At 68.6% G+C, this 14,381-nt stretch carries 19 protein-coding genes; 2 read left to right on the top strand and 17 right to left on the bottom strand.

The genetic code is table 11. The features are described 5' to 3' along the window. Positions 1-63 precede the first annotated feature (63 nt). The 8 genes from moeA to AVMA1855_RS15655 form a co-directional block, all read right to left on the bottom strand. Complete coding sequence (gene moeA / locus AVMA1855_RS15690) at positions 64-1,428, bottom strand: molybdopterin molybdotransferase MoeA (protein WP_284426428.1); 1,365 nt, start codon at positions 1,426-1,428, stop codon at positions 64-66. Beyond that, the gene (locus AVMA1855_RS15685; RefSeq protein WP_284426427.1) at positions 1,425-1,973 is read right to left on the bottom strand and encodes a GNAT family N-acetyltransferase; all 549 of its coding nucleotides are present in this window, start codon (positions 1,971-1,973) and stop codon (positions 1,425-1,427) included. The genes moeA and AVMA1855_RS15685 overlap by 4 nt, the downstream gene beginning before the upstream one ends. Then, positions 1,970-2,647 carry a molybdenum cofactor guanylyltransferase gene (gene mobA, locus AVMA1855_RS15680; RefSeq protein WP_284426426.1) on the bottom strand — a complete coding sequence of 226 codons (678 nt, stop codon included), beginning with the start codon at positions 2,645-2,647 and terminating at the stop codon, positions 1,970-1,972. Before mobA ends, AVMA1855_RS15685 begins: the two co-directional genes overlap by 4 nt. Before the next feature lie 3 nt (positions 2,648-2,650). Next, positions 2,651-3,790, bottom strand: a complete 1,140-nt coding sequence (moaA, locus tag AVMA1855_RS15675) for a GTP 3',8-cyclase MoaA (RefSeq protein ID WP_284426425.1) — start codon at positions 3,788-3,790, stop codon at positions 2,651-2,653. A gap of 73 nt (positions 3,791-3,863) precedes the next feature. Further along, on the bottom strand, positions 3,864-4,634 hold the full coding sequence (locus AVMA1855_RS15670; RefSeq protein WP_284426424.1) for an SDR family oxidoreductase: 771 nt from the start codon (positions 4,632-4,634) through the stop codon (positions 3,864-3,866). A gap of 46 nt (positions 4,635-4,680) precedes the next feature. After that, positions 4,681-5,985 carry an FAD-dependent monooxygenase gene (locus AVMA1855_RS15665; RefSeq protein WP_284426423.1) on the bottom strand — a complete coding sequence of 435 codons (1,305 nt, stop codon included), beginning with the start codon at positions 5,983-5,985 and terminating at the stop codon, positions 4,681-4,683. A gap of 4 nt (positions 5,986-5,989) precedes the next feature. Further along, positions 5,990-6,967, bottom strand: coding sequence for a LodA/GoxA family CTQ-dependent oxidase (locus tag AVMA1855_RS15660; RefSeq protein ID WP_284426422.1), 978 nt, complete (start codon positions 6,965-6,967; stop codon positions 5,990-5,992). Further along, positions 6,934-9,087 carry a LodA/GoxA family CTQ-dependent oxidase gene (locus AVMA1855_RS15655; RefSeq protein WP_284426421.1) on the bottom strand — a complete coding sequence of 718 codons (2,154 nt, stop codon included), beginning with the start codon at positions 9,085-9,087 and terminating at the stop codon, positions 6,934-6,936. The genes AVMA1855_RS15660 and AVMA1855_RS15655 overlap by 34 nt, the downstream gene beginning before the upstream one ends. A gap of 454 nt (positions 9,088-9,541) precedes the next feature. Here AVMA1855_RS15655 and AVMA1855_RS15650 point away from each other — a divergent pair, with 454 nt between their 5' ends. Further along, on the top strand, positions 9,542-10,093 hold the full coding sequence (locus AVMA1855_RS15650; protein WP_284426420.1) for a hypothetical protein: 552 nt from the start codon (positions 9,542-9,544) through the stop codon (positions 10,091-10,093). Continuing rightward, positions 10,093-10,263 (top strand): hypothetical protein, encoded by a 171-nt coding sequence (locus AVMA1855_RS15645; protein ID WP_284426419.1) that lies wholly within the window; start codon positions 10,093-10,095, stop codon positions 10,261-10,263. The genes AVMA1855_RS15650 and AVMA1855_RS15645 overlap by 1 nt, the downstream gene beginning before the upstream one ends. 1 nt (position 10,264) lies before the next feature. Here AVMA1855_RS15645 and AVMA1855_RS15640 read toward each other — a convergent pair whose 3' ends face one another. From AVMA1855_RS15640 to AVMA1855_RS15600, 9 genes are all read right to left on the bottom strand, one after another. Further along, positions 10,265-10,618: a Mor transcription activator family protein gene (locus AVMA1855_RS15640; RefSeq protein WP_284426418.1), complete on the bottom strand. Its 354-nt coding sequence runs from the start codon at positions 10,616-10,618 to the stop codon at positions 10,265-10,267. After that, complete coding sequence (locus AVMA1855_RS15635) at positions 10,615-11,277, bottom strand: regulatory protein GemA (protein WP_284426417.1); 663 nt, start codon at positions 11,275-11,277, stop codon at positions 10,615-10,617. The genes AVMA1855_RS15640 and AVMA1855_RS15635 overlap by 4 nt, the downstream gene beginning before the upstream one ends. Positions 11,278-11,337: 60 nt before the next feature. Further along, positions 11,338-11,610, bottom strand: a complete 273-nt coding sequence (locus tag AVMA1855_RS15630; protein ID WP_284426416.1) for an HU family DNA-binding protein — start codon at positions 11,608-11,610, stop codon at positions 11,338-11,340. A gap of 188 nt (positions 11,611-11,798) precedes the next feature. Beyond that, complete coding sequence (locus AVMA1855_RS15625) at positions 11,799-12,233, bottom strand: hypothetical protein (protein WP_284426415.1); 435 nt, start codon at positions 12,231-12,233, stop codon at positions 11,799-11,801. Further along, positions 12,230-12,850 (bottom strand): hypothetical protein, encoded by a 621-nt coding sequence (locus tag AVMA1855_RS15620; RefSeq protein ID WP_284426414.1) that lies wholly within the window; start codon positions 12,848-12,850, stop codon positions 12,230-12,232. Before AVMA1855_RS15620 ends, AVMA1855_RS15625 begins: the two co-directional genes overlap by 4 nt. Then, positions 12,847-13,323: a hypothetical protein gene (locus AVMA1855_RS15615; RefSeq protein WP_284426413.1), complete on the bottom strand. Its 477-nt coding sequence runs from the start codon at positions 13,321-13,323 to the stop codon at positions 12,847-12,849. The genes AVMA1855_RS15620 and AVMA1855_RS15615 overlap by 4 nt, the downstream gene beginning before the upstream one ends. Continuing rightward, a complete protein-coding gene (locus tag AVMA1855_RS15610) occupies positions 13,320-13,547 on the bottom strand; it encodes a hypothetical protein (protein WP_284426412.1) in 228 nt (75 codons plus the stop codon). Before AVMA1855_RS15610 ends, AVMA1855_RS15615 begins: the two co-directional genes overlap by 4 nt. Beyond that, positions 13,547-14,092: a hypothetical protein gene (locus AVMA1855_RS15605; protein ID WP_284426411.1), complete on the bottom strand. Its 546-nt coding sequence runs from the start codon at positions 14,090-14,092 to the stop codon at positions 13,547-13,549. The genes AVMA1855_RS15610 and AVMA1855_RS15605 overlap by 1 nt, the downstream gene beginning before the upstream one ends. 14 nt (positions 14,093-14,106) lie before the next feature. Next, positions 14,107-14,376, bottom strand: coding sequence for a hypothetical protein (locus tag AVMA1855_RS15600; RefSeq protein ID WP_284426410.1), 270 nt, complete (start codon positions 14,374-14,376; stop codon positions 14,107-14,109). Positions 14,377-14,381: the final 5 nt, after the last annotated feature.

Genomic DNA, 14,381 nt, shown 5'->3' with positions numbered 1-14,381 from the left:
TGCCCGCAGGCACGGCGTCCGGCGCATGCGCCGCCGGGCTGTGGGACCGGACTGGCAGGCGGTTCACAGCGCGCCATCGAACATCATCACGTCCACGGTCTCCCCCGCGGCCACCGGCCCCCGGGGCGGGTGCAGCACGATGAGGCCGTTGGCCTGCACCATCGAATGGAGCATCCCCGAGCCCTGGTGGCCGGTGGTGCGCACCTGCAGAGATCCATCCGGCGCGGTGCTGACGATGCCGCGCTGGTACTCGGTGCGGCCGGCCTTCTTGCGCAGCGGCTCGGTGGTCACCGCGCGCAGCAGGGGCGGGGCCGCGCGGGTGCAGCCCATGGCGCGCAGCAGCGCAGGCCGCACGAACGCCAGGAAGGCCACCATCACGGCGACGGGATTGCCGGGCAGGCCGAACCAGAGGGTCCCGTTGGTTGAAACGGGTTTGCTATTATTTTCATAGCTATATGCCCTAGTACTGATTGTGCTGAAGGCCATTTCGGCATCTGCTCCTGAGGCGTGCTCGCTGCGCAGCCGCCCCACCGCCATCGGCCGGCCGGGCCGCATGGCGACTTGCCAGAACGCCACGTCGCCCAGCCGCTGCACCGCAGAGCGCAGGTGGTCCGCATCGCCTTCGCTCACGCCCCCGCTGGTGATGACGGCATCCGCCTGCTGCCCTGCCTGGCGCAGCGCGGCTTCGAGTTGCGCGGGCGAATCGGGCACCACGCCCAGGTCGATCGGCTCCACGCCCAGACGGGCCAGCAGGCCGATGATTGCGTAGCGGTTGCTGTCGTACACGGCGCCCTCGCGCGGGGCGTCGCCCGGGGCCAGCAACTCGTCGCCGGTCGAAAAGCACGCCACGCGCAGGCGGCGCAACACGGTGACGGTGGGCAGGCCCAGGCTGGCCACCAGGCCGAGCGCGGCGGGGGTGAGCCGCTCGCCACGGGCCAGCGCCACGCCGCCCTGCACCAGGTCTTCGCCCGTGCGGCGCCGGTGGTCGCCGGGCTGCACCGCGTCGGCCGCGAGGTGCACGGTGCCGCCCTGCACGGTGGCCAGCTCTTGCGGCACCACCGTGTCCAGCCCTGGCGGCATGACGGCGCCGGTCATGATGCGAACGCATTCCCCGGGTGCGGCACGGCCCGCCCAGGGCCTGCCGGCCAGGGCGGTGCCGGCCGCCCGCAGCGACAGCGGCTGGCCGGCGCGCAATGCCGAGCCGTCGAATGCATAGCCGTCCATGGCCGAGTTGTCGTGCGGCGGCACGCTGATGGGCGAGACAAGGTCGCAGGCCAGCACCCGGTCAAGCGCCGCGGACAGCGCCACGGTTTCGGTGCCGGCCACCGGCTGCACCAGTTGTTCGAGGAATGCGGTGACGGCCTCGGCACCCAGGGCGTGGGCGTCGTAGCCGGGCAGGCCGGCGGCGATCTGTGCAAGGGTCTTCATGCGGCAGAAAAAAGAGGAGAGGCCGGCAGCCACCGCACCATGTGCAGCTTGTCGTGCCCGATGCCCTGGATGACCACCGCGCGCGGCAGCAGGCCCCAGGCGCGAAAGCCCGCGCGCTCGTACAGGCGCACGACGTGGGTGTTGGCGGCGGTGACCGTCAGCACCAGCTGTTCCAGCCCGGCCACCTGCTCGGCGAGCTGCACGCAGGCCTGCACCAGCGCGCGTCCGACGCCGCCGCGCTGCGCGTGCGGCGCCACCATCATGCCCACCACGCTGGCGCAGTGGCGCTGCTGCAGGCGGGCCTCGCGCTCGCAGCCGATGCTGCCGAGCAACTGGCCGTCCGCGGCGAACGCCCCGAGGAAGAAGGTGCCCGTGGCGGGCGCGCCGAAGCGCTCGGCATACGACTGGGCCGGGCGCAGCACCGCGCTGGCGTGGTCGGAGGTGAAGGCCTCGGGCGCGCAGCGCAGCGCCTCGTCGCGCAGGGCCTTGTAGGCATGCAGGTGCGCGGTGCCGAGCACGTCGATCCGGAAGGGGTCAGGGGTCATGGGGCGAGCGCGCGTTCGAGCGCGTGCAGTTCGGCCAGGGTGTTGGCGTTGCAAAAGCCGAGCGGGTCGTCGCCGGGCTGGTCGAAGGCGGCCACGGCGCACGGGTGCTGGGCGATCCAGGCGCCGATCTTGCGGCCGCCGCCCGCCATGAATTGCGCGAGCGACTCGCGCAGCGAGGCCCGCAGCAGGCAGAACACCGGCTGCGTGCGCAGGAGAGCGGGGCCCGGTGCGCCCGGGTGGAGGGCGTCGGTGGCCGGCCCATCGGCTTGCGGCGCGGCGGCGATGGCCAGATCCGCAGGACCGCCTGCCGTGTCCATGGCCCACGCCGCGGCCATCAGGCGCCGGGCCAGATCGGGCGGAAACAGCGGCGTGTCGCAGGGCACGGTGAGCAGCCACGGGGTTTCGCAGCGCGACAGGCCGGCCAGAAAACCCGCCAGCGGCCCGGCGTGGCCGGGCTCGGCATCGGTCACGACCGGGACACCAAAGGTGGCGTAGCGGTCGAGGTGGCGGTTGGCGCTGACGAGCCGCGGGCCGACCTGGGACTGCAGCCGCTGCAGCGCATGCAGCGCCAGCGGAACGCCCTGGAAGGGCTGCAGGCCCTTGTCCTGCCCGCCCATGCGCGAGCCCTGGCCGCCGGCCAGCACCAGCCCGGTGATGCGGGTGGCGTCATCCATGCGTCAGCCGCCGATGTAGCTCATTTCCACCCGCCGCGCGCCCTGGCCGGTGTCCGCAGGCAGGCTGCTGCGCAGCTCCGAATAGCGGTCGCCGCGGCCGTTCCAGATGCCGGCGATGGCGGCGGCGATGTCGGCATCGGTGGCACCGCCGCGCAGCAGGCTGCGCAGGTCCCAGCCCTGGGTGGCGAACAGGCACAGGTAGAGGCTGCCTTCCATCGACAGGCGGGCGCGGTTGCAGTCGCCGCAAAACGCTTGCGTGACGCTGCCGATCACGCCCACCTCGCCCAGCGCCGGGTCGTGGCGCCCGGTGGCATCGGCGTAGCCCCAGCGGCGGGCGGTTTCCCCGGGGGCCTGTTCGGGCAGGGGCACCAGGGGCAGGTGGGCCTGCAGCCGCTCGATCACGTCGGCGGATGGCAGCACCTCGTCCATTCGCCAGCCGTTGGTGGCGCCCACGTCCATGTATTCGATGAAGCGCAGCGTCACGCCCGTGCCGCGAAAGTGCCGCGCCATGGGCACGATCTCGTGGTCGTTGGTGCCGCGCTTGACCACCATGTTGACCTTGATGCGCGCGAACCCCGCGGCCTGTGCCGCGTCGATGCCGGCCAGCACCTCGGCCACCGGAAAGTCCACATCGTTCATGTGCCGGAACACCGCGTCCTGCAGGCTGTCCAGGCTCACCGTGAGGCGGTTCAGCCCGGCGTCCTTGAGCGCCTGGGCCTTGCGCGCGAGCAGCGAGCCGTTGGTGGTCAGCGTGAGGTCGGGCGCCGTGCCGTCCGGCATGCGCAGCTGCGCCAGCATGCCGACGAGGTTTTCGAGGTGCTTGCGCAGCAGCGGCTCGCCGCCCGTGAGCCGGATCTTGCGCACGCCGTGGTCGACGAAGCTGCGGGCCAGGCGGGTGATTTCCTCGAAGCTGAGCAGCGCGCTGTGCGGCAGATAGGGGTAGTCCTTGTCGAACACCTCCTTGGGCATGCAGTACGCGCAGCGGAAGTTGCAGCGGTCGGTCACGCTGATGCGCAGGTCCCGCAGCGGGCGAGCGAGCGTGTCGGTCAGCCATCCCGATGGAATCCCGGACAGGCCCTGCGGCACGGCGGGGCGCAGCGCAGCGATGCGCTGGTCCACCAGGGGGATGACACGTTCAGCCATGGGTCGATTTTGCCGCATGGGGTGCGGTAGGGTTATCGGCGCAATGGGCCGCGCCGCTGTCGGCCGGCAGCGATCAGACGCAGCGGGCGCCATCCACCTCGATGCACACGCCGCTCACGAAGGCCGCTTCGTCGCTGGCCAGGTACAGCGCCGCGTTGGCCACGTCGAGCGCGGTGGAAAAACGCCCCAGCGGAATCGAGGCGAGAAATTGGGCGCGGCGCGCGTCGTCCACCGGCCCGCCGGCGAACTCGGCGGCCAGGCCCGTGTCGGGGTTGAACACGGGGTTGATGCAGTTCACGCGGATGTTGTCGGGGCCCAGCTCGGCCGCCATCGACTTGCTGGTGGTGATGACCGCGCCCTTCGACCCGTTGTACCAGGTGAGGCCCGGGCGGGGCCGCAGGCCGGCGGTGGAGGCGATGTTGATGAAGCTGCCGCCCGTTGTGCCCGGGTTGGCGCGCATGGCCGGCACGGCGTGGATGGCCGAGAGGTAGAGGCTTTTGACGTTGATGGCATACACCTTGTCGAACTCTTCCTCGCTCACCTCCAGCATGGGGCGGTTGCGGTGCGTCCAGCCGGCGTTGTTCACGACCACGTCGAGCCGGCCATGAAGGCGCACGGCCTCGTCCACCAGGGCTTTCATGTCGCTAGACCGGGTGACGTCGGCGGCGAAGAAGTCCGCCGTGCCGCCCGCGGCGCGGATCTCGGCCGCCACGCGCTGGCCCCCGGTGGCCTGGATGTCGTTGACGATGACCCGGCCGCCCTCGGCCGCGAGCCGCTTGGCGATGCCTTCGCCGATGCCGTTGCCGGCGCCGGTGACGATGATGGATTTGCCTTGCACGCGCATGAAGCCTCCGATGACGCTATGTTTTCGATAGCTGCCTGCGCAATTTTCACCAGGGCGGTGGCGGGATTCCGTTGGATGGGTTCTCGCGGCCGGTGGCCGTCGGCTGCGCGGGCGGCCAAGGCAGTGTAGCCACCGCTTTGCCGCCCGGCGTGCCCGGCACTGCCCCCTGCGCGACAGGGTGGCCCGCCTGCCGGCGCGCCCAGAAGGCGGAACCGGGCCAGCGTGTTTCCATCGCGTAGAAGCCCTGCAGCTGCTTGCGGTACACCCGGTGGATATCCCGCAGGTGGTCGGCATAGCGCTGCGGCGCCTGCAGGTCGCCCGCCCCGTGCGCCAGCACCGCCTGTGCCGCGCGCATGCCGGTATAGAGCGCGTTGCCGATGCCCTTGGACGACAGCGGGTCGAAGGCGAGGGCGGCGTCGCCCACCGCCAGCCAGCGCTCGCCGGCCGCGCAGTCGAGTTCGGCGCTGCAGGCATCGGCTCCCTGCACCGCGCCGTGGGGGCGATAGCCGTGCTCGGCGCACAGCGCGCCCAGGTGGGTGGTGTGCTGCAGGTGCTGCCACAGGCCATCGTCGTCCAGCAGGGTGCGGCGGTCCAGCAGGTCGGCATCGCCCAGGAAGGCCACCACGCGCTCGCCGCTGGGCAGCAGCACGCTGTACCACCATCCGTCTTCGACCGCCTCGACCCAGGTGCGGCCGTCCAGATCGGTATGGCTGTCGGTGCGCAGGCGCTGGTAGAAGGCCAGCAGCCGGTCGTAGTGGCGGCGGCGCGCACCCAGCCGGCAGGCCTGGGTGGCCATGCGGCCGCTGGCGTCGATCAGCCAGTGCGCCGTCACGTGCGACAGGGATTCGCCCGCGCGGCGCAGCTGCAGCCGGTGCAGCGGGCCGGATGCCTCCTGCGGGTCTGCCGAGGCGGTGCCGGTGCTGCTGGCGGGATTGGCGCCCTGCGCATCGTCGCACTGCAGGTGGGTGGAAAGCGCGACCGTGCAGCCCGCCTCGCTGGCGGCGGCCCGCAGCGTGGCGTCGAAGCGCACGCGGTCCAGCTGCAAGCCATTGCCATGCAGCTGGCGCAGGGTGTCGTTGGCGTGGCCGGCCAATCCGCCCCAATAGGCGAGGGTGCCGTAGCTGGGGCGGTGGCCGTCCGCCAGCACGCGATCAAGCACGCCAAGCTCCCCCAGCAGGCTGCGCACGGGTGGCGGCAGGCCCTCGCCGATGCGAAAGGCCCGATCGCCGCCGCCGTCGGCCAGCAGCACGCGCAGGCCGGCGCGGGCCAGGGGAATGGCACAGGCCGCGCCGGCAGGGCCACCGCCAGCGATGGCCACGTCGAACGCCTGCGCGGTTTCCAGGCGGGACACGCGCTCAGCCGCCCGGCGGCCGGCGGCGCACCGGCAGCGGCGCGTTCCGGGCTTCGGCGTGCGAGCCGAAATTGGCGCCGTGCGGCAGCGGGCGCGCCTTCGGGTGGATGGGGGCGGTGGCATCGGCCGCGTCGCTTTCGACGGCAGCGGCGCCCAGCAGGCGGGTCTGCGCGGCCAGCGCGGCGTCGCTGAGGCTGGCGGCGTCGGCGGCCGAGACATCGGGGCCGTAAGACGCCACCATCATCTGCGCCGGGAAGGCCGGATCGTCCGGCACGCCCGGGCGCACTTCCACGAGCCCCATCGATCCGAAGATGCGCACCATTTCTTCCATCTGCCCGGCCGTGGTGCCGTGCAGCGGCTTGTTCCAGCTGGTGCGGTTGGAGAACGCCTCGATGCGCCGGGCCATGGGCTGCTGCCGGTCCACGACGATGGCGTAGTCCTCGGCCGTCAGCACGTGGTTGGGCACGCGGGCCGGCCAGAAGGTGGGCGCGAACGGGTCGTACGCGGTGTCGTACCCCGCCCGGCAGTAGGCCGTGTCGGCCTGCCAGGGCAGGCCCATCCAGCGGTTGATGTCGCCGGGCCCCTGGGCATACAGCGGCCCCCGGGCCGACAGCGCGGTGGCCTGGTCGAGCGTGGGCCCATAGCTGGGCTCGGCCGTGCCCGCCGGACGCTGGCGGATGCGGAACGGGCGGCTGTACAGCGTCAGATGGCGCATGGGCCAGGTCATCTCGCAGCCGGGGTGGAAGGCGTCGGCCAGGCAGAACTCCAGCGCCGCCCGGTCCAGCGTGGCGGGTTGCTGCGCGAGCGGCACCGCGTCGATGCTGGCCGGCAGCTGGCGGCCGGCATCCCAGTCGGAGACGAAGTCGCCTTGCACCCAGCGCGCCAGCACATTGCTCTGCGTCTGGCTGATGCTGGCGTTCTGGCGCGGGCTCTGGCCTGCGGGCACCGTCATCGCATCGCCGTACAGCCAGGGCCAGGGCATCTGGTTGCCGTCCGGTGGGCTGGGGGGCGGAAGCTGTTGAACACCTGCCGGCGCAGCTCGGCGTTGGGGTCATAGCCGCCTGCGGGGGGCAGGGCGGAGAGCCGCTCGATCAGCGCGGGGTTCTCGAAGTCGTACTGCCCCTGGTGGCCGAACAGGGTGGCGAAGCCCTGGTTCACCCATTGCAGGCCCGACAGGCGCTGCAGGATGGGGTACACGTCGTCGGCGAACGAGATCGTGGCCGGCGCGGGCAGCCAGCCGGCCTGGACGTACAGGTCCTGCAGCAGGTCGTAGAGCGTGCGCTGGGTCTTGACCTGCGGTGCGTAGTTGGGCGGGGCGGTCACCACCCAGGCGGATTCCACCGGGATGTCCTGGCCCTCGATGCGCACCGTGGCCGAGACCGGGCCGTCGCAGGTGTCGTCGTACCAGCCGTCGGCGTTGATGAACGAGTCGCCGTCGGCCGGGTTGAAGATCGGGCTGCCCGTGGGCGAGGCCGAGACGCCGTGGCCGGGCAGGAACACCAGCCGGCCGCTGGCGTCGGTCTGCAGCTCGCCGATCTTGACCGGCACGCCGGTGAACTGCCCGGTGCAGGGCACCGACGCCGCGTTGCGGCCCGCGATGCGCTGCACGCCCGCGTCGATGACCAGCGTGTCGCGCGCGGCGTTCTTGGCATTGCGCAGCGGCAGCTGGGTTTTGGCCGCCTCCGGAATGTCGAGCGCGATCTGCCACTGGTACCAGGCCGCCTTGCTGTTGGCGACGTGCACGGACCATTCGATGTCGGCCCAGTCGGCGGTCAGCTCGCGCACCACGTCGCCCGCGGCGTTGTAGCCGTAGATGCGGAACTGCGCGGCCTCGCGCTTGAGCGCGCCGGTGGCATCGCGGTAAAAGCCCTGGGGCTGCGGCGGCGGGTTCACCACCTGAGGGCCCAGATAGAACGCTGTCTCGCTATTGCCCACCCGGGCGATGCCGATGGCCGGGTGGATGGCGGCGCGCACGATGCGCGTGTCCTTCGCGGCGGGGTAGTCCACGCCGGGCGCGTACTGCGCCGGACGGGGCACCACGGGCTCGCCCAGCGGCACGCCGTTCACGTTGCGGCGGTTTTCGGACGAGGCCCGGTACACGGCCTTGCGCGCCTCGGCGATGCTGCCCATGGGCATGTGCTCGGGCAGGGCATGCCAGGGGTTGTAGGCCAGGTTTTCGCCGTAGCCCGACTGGCCGCGGGCATCCAGGTCCTGCTGGGGCAGCTCCAGGATACCGACTTCGATCGGCACGCTGGCCTGCTCGCTCCAGCGCACCGTGGCGGCGTCGAGCGGCATGTCATGGTCGTTGGTCTGGAACTGCACCAGGAAGCGAAAACGCGCCGGGCCCTTGCGCAGGCGGGCATGCAGATCGGCCCGCAGGTAGAACGGGTCGTCGAAGTCCGGCGGCGCGTCGGCCGGCGGCGCCTGCACCGGCTCGATCTTGTATTTGACGAAGCGGCCCTGGCCGAAGCAGGAGGGCAGCACGCTCCAGTAGTCGGTGGCCAGCACGGAGTCCACCGTCTTTTCCATGTCGTTCAGGATCTGCGCGGTGACGGGGTGCGCCTTCAGGTAGGCATCGCCCCGGCCGTGCAGCGATTCGCAGGTGAACTCGCACATGTCCCGCGCGGTGTCGGTGAAGAACACATCGTGGTTCTGCAGGATGAAGTCGTGCGTGGTGGCGTCCTGATCAGGCTCCAGCAGCTTGCGCCCCTGCACCCCGAACAGCTTGATCGCGATGCCCGTGGTGCCCTTGAGGTCGGGGTTGCCGGGCTGCACGTCGGCCGAGAAGCGCACCCACACCGGGTACTGCGGCGCCTGTCCGAACACGCCGACCCGCAGCTCGGATGGCAGATTCGGATCGATGGTGAACTGGCCATGCGCCACGCCGTGCAGGCGCAGGAACACCGGCCGCGTGGCGGGGTCGCGGCCCGCCGCCATGCCCTTGCCCTGGAAATAGTCCACGAACAGCTGTTGGAGCCCGGCCACCGGATCGCTGTCGCAGCAGCAGGGGCTGGGCGGCAAGGTCGGGGGCAGGGTGATGGGTGTGCCGGCGCAGGTGCTGGTGGCGGCCGACGGCGCGGGTGGAACTGACGTGCTTTTCATCGCAACCCTCCTTTGTTTTATGGATCGTCCTGGACGATGTAACGCTCCCTCCCGAAAAGGCCGGCGTGAACGCCGTGCGCTTTGGGACCCGAACATTCTGCGGGGGAACGGCAGGGGGAATATTCAGGGTTTCCACCCGGTGGAAAAAGAGCGACGCCACGGCGCGGCGCGTGTATGCAGGCGCAAATCCCACAAAACCCTGCGCAAAATGAAGGGAGTTGAGATAAACCCAGTCCCTGCACTGCGATAAATCGGGATTTAAGGGGACCAGATGGGATTTAACGAATCGGCCCACTGAAATCAGATTGCAATCACTGCAACGCCCTGTTTCCAGCTGGCGGGGCAGCTTGTAAGTCTAGCGAAAGCAGCACCATCGGTAATCCGGGGGCCGGCAGGGAGGCCGGTACGCCTTCCGCGCATCGTGGAGCGGCGTGACTAAAACAAGCCGGGACCAATGGCCGATAACTCACTCACCTGCCGCCGCGAGGGCTGCAACACACCCGTCCAGATATCCGATACGGGCACCATCAACCGACTCATGCTCAAGCTGCGGCAGCTATACGTGCAATCCACGCAGGCGGCCGATGAAGCCACCCAGTACTGGGCCGACGTCGCCACCCAATCGCAGAGCCCTTTGGCGCCGCTGGCCCACGTGCCAGGCGTGTTCGCGGCGCTTTGGACCCCTGATGTTGCACCTACCACAGCAACAGTGCTGGGCACGGCCGGATATGGCTTTGCAGCGCTGCCCAAAAGCCTTATCCACTTCACGACCAAGGCCGGGGCCGCAGGCATCGCGCGAACCGGCGTCATCAACTCCAGCAAATTCGGGCTGCACGGATTCTTCGGTCCCGGTGTGTACATGGCGAGATTCGGCCGGCCTCTGAACATGATGATAAAAGAGTCGGCCAGCATTCCGATCCACCTCCCTACGCCTGCGGGCACTGTCCGAATCCTCCCTTACCTCGTGTACGTGCGCTGGGGCTTCAACGGCGTGAAGATGCTCTGATGAAACGCCCTCGCTTTTCGACCCTTTTCGGCTGGTTCGCCGTGCTCTTCGGCTGGAGCTGCTGGGTGCTGGCCTACGTGCAGGCCAACTGGTGGTGGGTGGTGGTCTCCGTGATCCCGTATGTGATCTACCAGGCATTCTTCAACAAGGACGGGCAGGACGGCGACTGAGCTACTCGAACAGGTCCGACTGAGGGCCGCTCGCCAGCTTGGCTTTGATGCGTTTGATGAGCTTGCGGATGCCGCTCATGGTCATGTCGTACTCGCGGGCCAGCGCGTCATAGTTATCACCCTGGAAGCGCTCGTAGATCTCGATCTCCAGCCGCGTGAGTTCGCGGCGATGGTCCTTCGGGAAGCTGATGACCTGGCCGCCCCAGTGCAACGCGAAGTGATCGGCCAGGCCGTTGGCCACCACCAAGGCAAAGTTGGCCGGGATGCCGTTGTCCGTCAGGAACCGCTCGGTCGTTGTGACCATATCCGCCAGCAGCGCAGCGCGGCGGATCGAACTCCGGTTATCGCGGCTCACCTCCCGCCCCCCAGTGCAGCGACTTCGCCGGCCACGGGTCGCTGCAGGGCGTCCATGAGCGCCTCCCAGGCCCACCAGAGCATGTCAAACCCTTCGCCCCGCAAGAGGTACTGCTGCGCGGCCTTGGCGCGTTCCAGCTGGGCCTCGGTCAGCGGCTGGGCCTTGTGCGCGGCCACCAGGTCAACGCGCAACGCTTCGAGTGCGGCGGGGAGATAGCGCATGGCCCACTTCTTGAGCGTCTCGATCAGCAACGTGCTGTCCTCGCCACGGGCCCAGCGCAGGTCATCGACCTTGACCGTGCGGCGCACGTAGGCGGCCAGGGCCTGCTCGGAAGGATCGCGAACCGCACCGAGGGCATGCAGGAAAAGCCACAGCGCGCGCACCTTGGATGCGTCCGGATTGACCGTCATCGAACGCGAGCCGGCTGGCTTGCGCACTTTGAAACCGGCGCGCTTGAGCCGCTCCAGTGCGGCCTTGAGGTCCGCGTAGCTCATCGCGGCCGCCGAATCGTGACGCCCGCCCGAAGCCGCGCGCAGGATGTCACGGTAGCCCGGCTCGTCCAGCGTTCCCGCGCGCTCCAGGTCACGCCGTGCCACGTGAACCAACTTGATGAGGCGGGCGCGGCCGGCATCGGCGGAAGGTTTTTGCTTTGTCGTCATGGCTTGGGTCCAGGTGGCTCACCACTGCCCCCAAGCGGGGGCAGCAGAAAGCCGGCTGGCTCAGTTCAGCGCATCCTTCAGCGGCTTGCCTGCGGAGAACTTGGGTGCCTTGCTGGCCTTGATCTTGATGGCCTCGCCCGTCTTCGGATTGCGCCCCGTGCGTGCCGCTCGCTTGGTCACCGAGAACGCGCCGAAGCCCACCAACGTGACGCTGCCGCCCCGTTTCAAGGTGTCCCGGATGGACGTCAAGGCCGCCTCCAGGGCAGCGCCCGCGGCCACTTTGGTGATACCGGCTTGGTCGGCCATGTTTTCGATCAATTCAGACTTGTTCATTCGCTACTTTCGAGAGTTAGAAAAATCCCGGTGGACGGCACCGGGCACCGGATCGGTCAGCGAACTGGAACGCCCCGATCTGCGGCAGTTGCGGCCTGCCAAGGCCGTGGCACACACCGCTTGCCACGTCTTTCTCTAGGGGGGCAGCGTCAAGCACTTTTTGAACTCGTCGAGTGCTTCGTCGCGCGTCATTTGGGGTGACCCTTCTCGAATCGCTCGACCTTGGCGACGCGGTACCGGATGTGCCGGAAGGCCTTTTCTTGCTTTTCATAGAAGTGCACCAAGTCACCCACAGCCAGCAGAGCGGGCTGAAACACCTTTTTGCCGTGCCAGACGGACGCCTGGAAAGGCTCGCACCCGATCACCGTGCCCTTTGCATCCAGTTCCCAGCGCAGGAAGTCCTGGCCTTGGTCCTCAAAGGTCACCACCGTAGCCACCCTGTCCAGATGGCGGATGCGGCGATGCACAGCGCTCGCCACGGTCTTCTGCAGACCAGGCACGAGCAGCGCCGCGTCGCACTGAGCACGTTCAAAAGAGCTCACAAGGCGCAGGCGGTCGTCCGCCGTGACGTGATAGGTCGGCACGCCGCCATACACGCCGGCTTTGAAAGGGTTGTTGGTCATTTGGTCCTCCAAACCCGGATTCCGGTGTCGAGCGTGCGGGTCGTGAGGGTCTTGCCCGTCGCGTCCTTGTAGGCCTTCACGGCGGTGCTGATCGAGGACCGGGCGGCATAGGGGACGAGGAACGAATCGCCCGGCTCCAGCTTTTCCAGCAGCGGCGACCAGTCCATGACCTTCACGCCCGATGGCAGGGGCACGTCCTTCTCGATGGGCACCGTCAGCGCATCCATCGTGAAGCGCGGGGACTGCTTCCTGGCCCGTGGGGCCGGGGCCGCAGTCGGCGGGGTGGGTAGTTCGTCCCGGCGCGCCGCACGACCTTCGGCCGACGCGATGCCCTTGCGTTCCAGCCATCCGTGAAAACCGCCACTGCCAGGCTGCTCCGGTGGATTCAGCGCGACCTTGCCGGCGCGGTAAATCAGCTCGCCGCTCTCGTTGTCTTCGGCGCGCACCAACAGGCTGGCCTGGACAGCAGGGCCGAGTAGCGTGTGGACGTTGCGGCGGTCGCAGTCGCATTTGGCGGCGATCAGATCGGCGTCCAATTTCTCGTCGGGGTGTGCCTGCAGAAACTGGGTCACCTTCCAGGCGACTGAGTTCTCGCGGGGGGTGTAGGCGGCGCTCATGCCGCACCGCCTTCCTGCGTTGCGATGGCCGCACCTTCGGCCGGGACAATCTGCACCCGCTCCAGCGTCAGCGGATCGGTGCCATAGGCTTCTCGGAAGTCGGACCCGATCCTAGGCACACCAAAGCCGTCGCTTCCGGTTCCGATGCCTGTATGCGTCCAGCGGGCATCCTCAGCATTGGTGAAGATGACGCCTTGACGGCATGGCGCGAAGACAGCCCAGTATTGCCGGGCTGCAGGCTCGCCGCTGCCATGGATCGCGGGGACAGCCTGATAAGTCAGGTTCTCAGCGAATTGGCTGCTGTACCACTCCTCGTCGAAGCCGCCCGCAGCGGCTGCGGCGGCAGTGGCCAGATCGAAGAGCTCCGATCCGGGGCCCGCGAGAAAAGCCATGCGCGGGTCGCTCTTGATGCGCTGCAGGAGGTGCGCCACCACTCGCTCGAAAAGACGCAGGTGATCTTCGGTCATGCTCATGCTGTCGCTCCCTTGCGCTCTGGCGCTTTGTGTTCCTTGCACACCGCCTGGGCCGTCACACCGAACCCGCCAAGGGTGCAGCGCCACGGATAGACGTCGTTGTATGCGCCGCTTCGGGGAGCCTGCTCGCCGTGGCTGCAGTTGCGGCAGCACGGGCGCTGGTTGGCGTTCAGGTAGCCCATGGCCGCCTTCTTGTTGTCGATAGGGGTTGTGCGGAACACCATCACGACAACTCCGCGTTGGCTTCTTTGATCGCCGCGTTGATGACCGAGGTCACAGCCTTTTCGATGGTGCTGTCCACGCTCTTGATGAGCGGCTGGTCGCCAGCGCCCTCAACAGAGACGCCCAGGCGCTTGAGGACCTTCGGGTCCAGCTGGGCCAAGGCGCTGGCCACAGGCTTTTCCGTGGTCTTGATGAGCAAGTCGGCCTGCTCCGCCGTGATCTCGCCGGCATCAACCAGGCGGCGGATGCGGTCGCACACCTTCTCGTCGTCGTCCCACTGCAGGGACCCGTTGGACAGCAGCATGCCGAACTTGATGCCGTCCACCACGTAGGTGCGCGGCTTCTCGAACAGTTCGGGATGGGCCTTGATATGGTCCACCAGCTCGTTGTGCTCCTTGGCGACCTGGCGGGCCACGCGCTTGATATCGGCGAGCGAACCATTCTTCACGGTGTCGAGATTGCTCTGCAGCGTGAGAAACAGGGCGGAAAGGCGGTCGCGGTGTTCGCTGAGAGCGGAGGCGCGCTTCTGGGCTTCTTGAAGTGACATGGGTTACCTCTGGATCAATGGATGGCGTTGCAGTCGGGGACTTGTGTGGCGGTCGAGGCTTTGAGCAACTCGCCCGCAAGTTCGGCCAAGGACATGGAGCACAAGCCGATGGCGTGGGGAGGCAGGGTTTGCGCGTGGAATCGGTAAAGCATCACCAGGGCCTCCAGGACCACCACGGTGCGCAGTGGCTGGTGCGGGCGCAGCACTTTGTCGATGATTTGGGCTGCGAGCGCCGCCCCATCGGCTTGCAGATTGGCCTGGGTGAATTCGTTTTTTTCGGGCATGGCAG

Origin of the sequence: Acidovorax sp. SUPP1855 (genome assembly GCF_030158955.1) — a bacterium.
In the GTDB taxonomy this organism is placed as follows: Bacteria; Pseudomonadota; Gammaproteobacteria; order Burkholderiales; family Burkholderiaceae_C; genus Paracidovorax.
Note: the sequence above shows the minus strand (reverse complement) of the source record. Positions and strands in the feature narration are given on the sequence as shown.

Bases quoted from the DNA above. Each gene is read 5' to 3' on its own strand.
- moeA (WP_284426428.1), bottom strand. From the start codon at position 1,428: ATGAAGACCCTTGCACAGATCGCCGCCGGCCTGCCCGGCTACGACGCC.
- AVMA1855_RS15685 (WP_284426427.1), bottom strand. From the start codon at position 1,973: ATGACCCCTGACCCCTTCCGGATCGACGTGCTCGGCACCGCGCACCTG.
- mobA (WP_284426426.1), bottom strand. From the start codon at position 2,647: ATGGATGACGCCACCCGCATCACCGGGCTGGTGCTGGCCGGCGGCCAG.
- moaA (WP_284426425.1), bottom strand. From the start codon at position 3,790: ATGGCTGAACGTGTCATCCCCCTGGTGGACCAGCGCATCGCTGCGCTG.
- AVMA1855_RS15670 (WP_284426424.1), bottom strand. From the start codon at position 4,634: ATGCGCGTGCAAGGCAAATCCATCATCGTCACCGGCGCCGGCAACGGC.
- AVMA1855_RS15660 (WP_284426422.1), bottom strand. From the start codon at position 6,967: ATGCCCTGGCCCTGGCTGTACGGCGATGCGATGACGGTGCCCGCAGGC.
- AVMA1855_RS15655 (WP_284426421.1), bottom strand. From the start codon at position 9,087: ATGAAAAGCACGTCAGTTCCACCCGCGCCGTCGGCCGCCACCAGCACC.
- AVMA1855_RS15650 (WP_284426420.1), top strand. From the start codon at position 9,542: ATGGCCGATAACTCACTCACCTGCCGCCGCGAGGGCTGCAACACACCC.
- AVMA1855_RS15645 (WP_284426419.1), top strand. From the start codon at position 10,093: ATGAAACGCCCTCGCTTTTCGACCCTTTTCGGCTGGTTCGCCGTGCTC.
- AVMA1855_RS15635 (WP_284426417.1), bottom strand. From the start codon at position 11,277: ATGACGACAAAGCAAAAACCTTCCGCCGATGCCGGCCGCGCCCGCCTC.
- AVMA1855_RS15630 (WP_284426416.1), bottom strand. From the start codon at position 11,610: ATGAACAAGTCTGAATTGATCGAAAACATGGCCGACCAAGCCGGTATC.
- AVMA1855_RS15625 (WP_284426415.1), bottom strand. From the start codon at position 12,233: ATGACCAACAACCCTTTCAAAGCCGGCGTGTATGGCGGCGTGCCGACC.
- AVMA1855_RS15620 (WP_284426414.1), bottom strand. From the start codon at position 12,850: ATGAGCGCCGCCTACACCCCCCGCGAGAACTCAGTCGCCTGGAAGGTG.
- AVMA1855_RS15615 (WP_284426413.1), bottom strand. From the start codon at position 13,323: ATGAGCATGACCGAAGATCACCTGCGTCTTTTCGAGCGAGTGGTGGCG.
- AVMA1855_RS15610 (WP_284426412.1), bottom strand. From the start codon at position 13,547: ATGGTGTTCCGCACAACCCCTATCGACAACAAGAAGGCGGCCATGGGC.
- AVMA1855_RS15605 (WP_284426411.1), bottom strand. From the start codon at position 14,092: ATGTCACTTCAAGAAGCCCAGAAGCGCGCCTCCGCTCTCAGCGAACAC.
- AVMA1855_RS15600 (WP_284426410.1), bottom strand. From the start codon at position 14,376: ATGCCCGAAAAAAACGAATTCACCCAGGCCAATCTGCAAGCCGATGGG.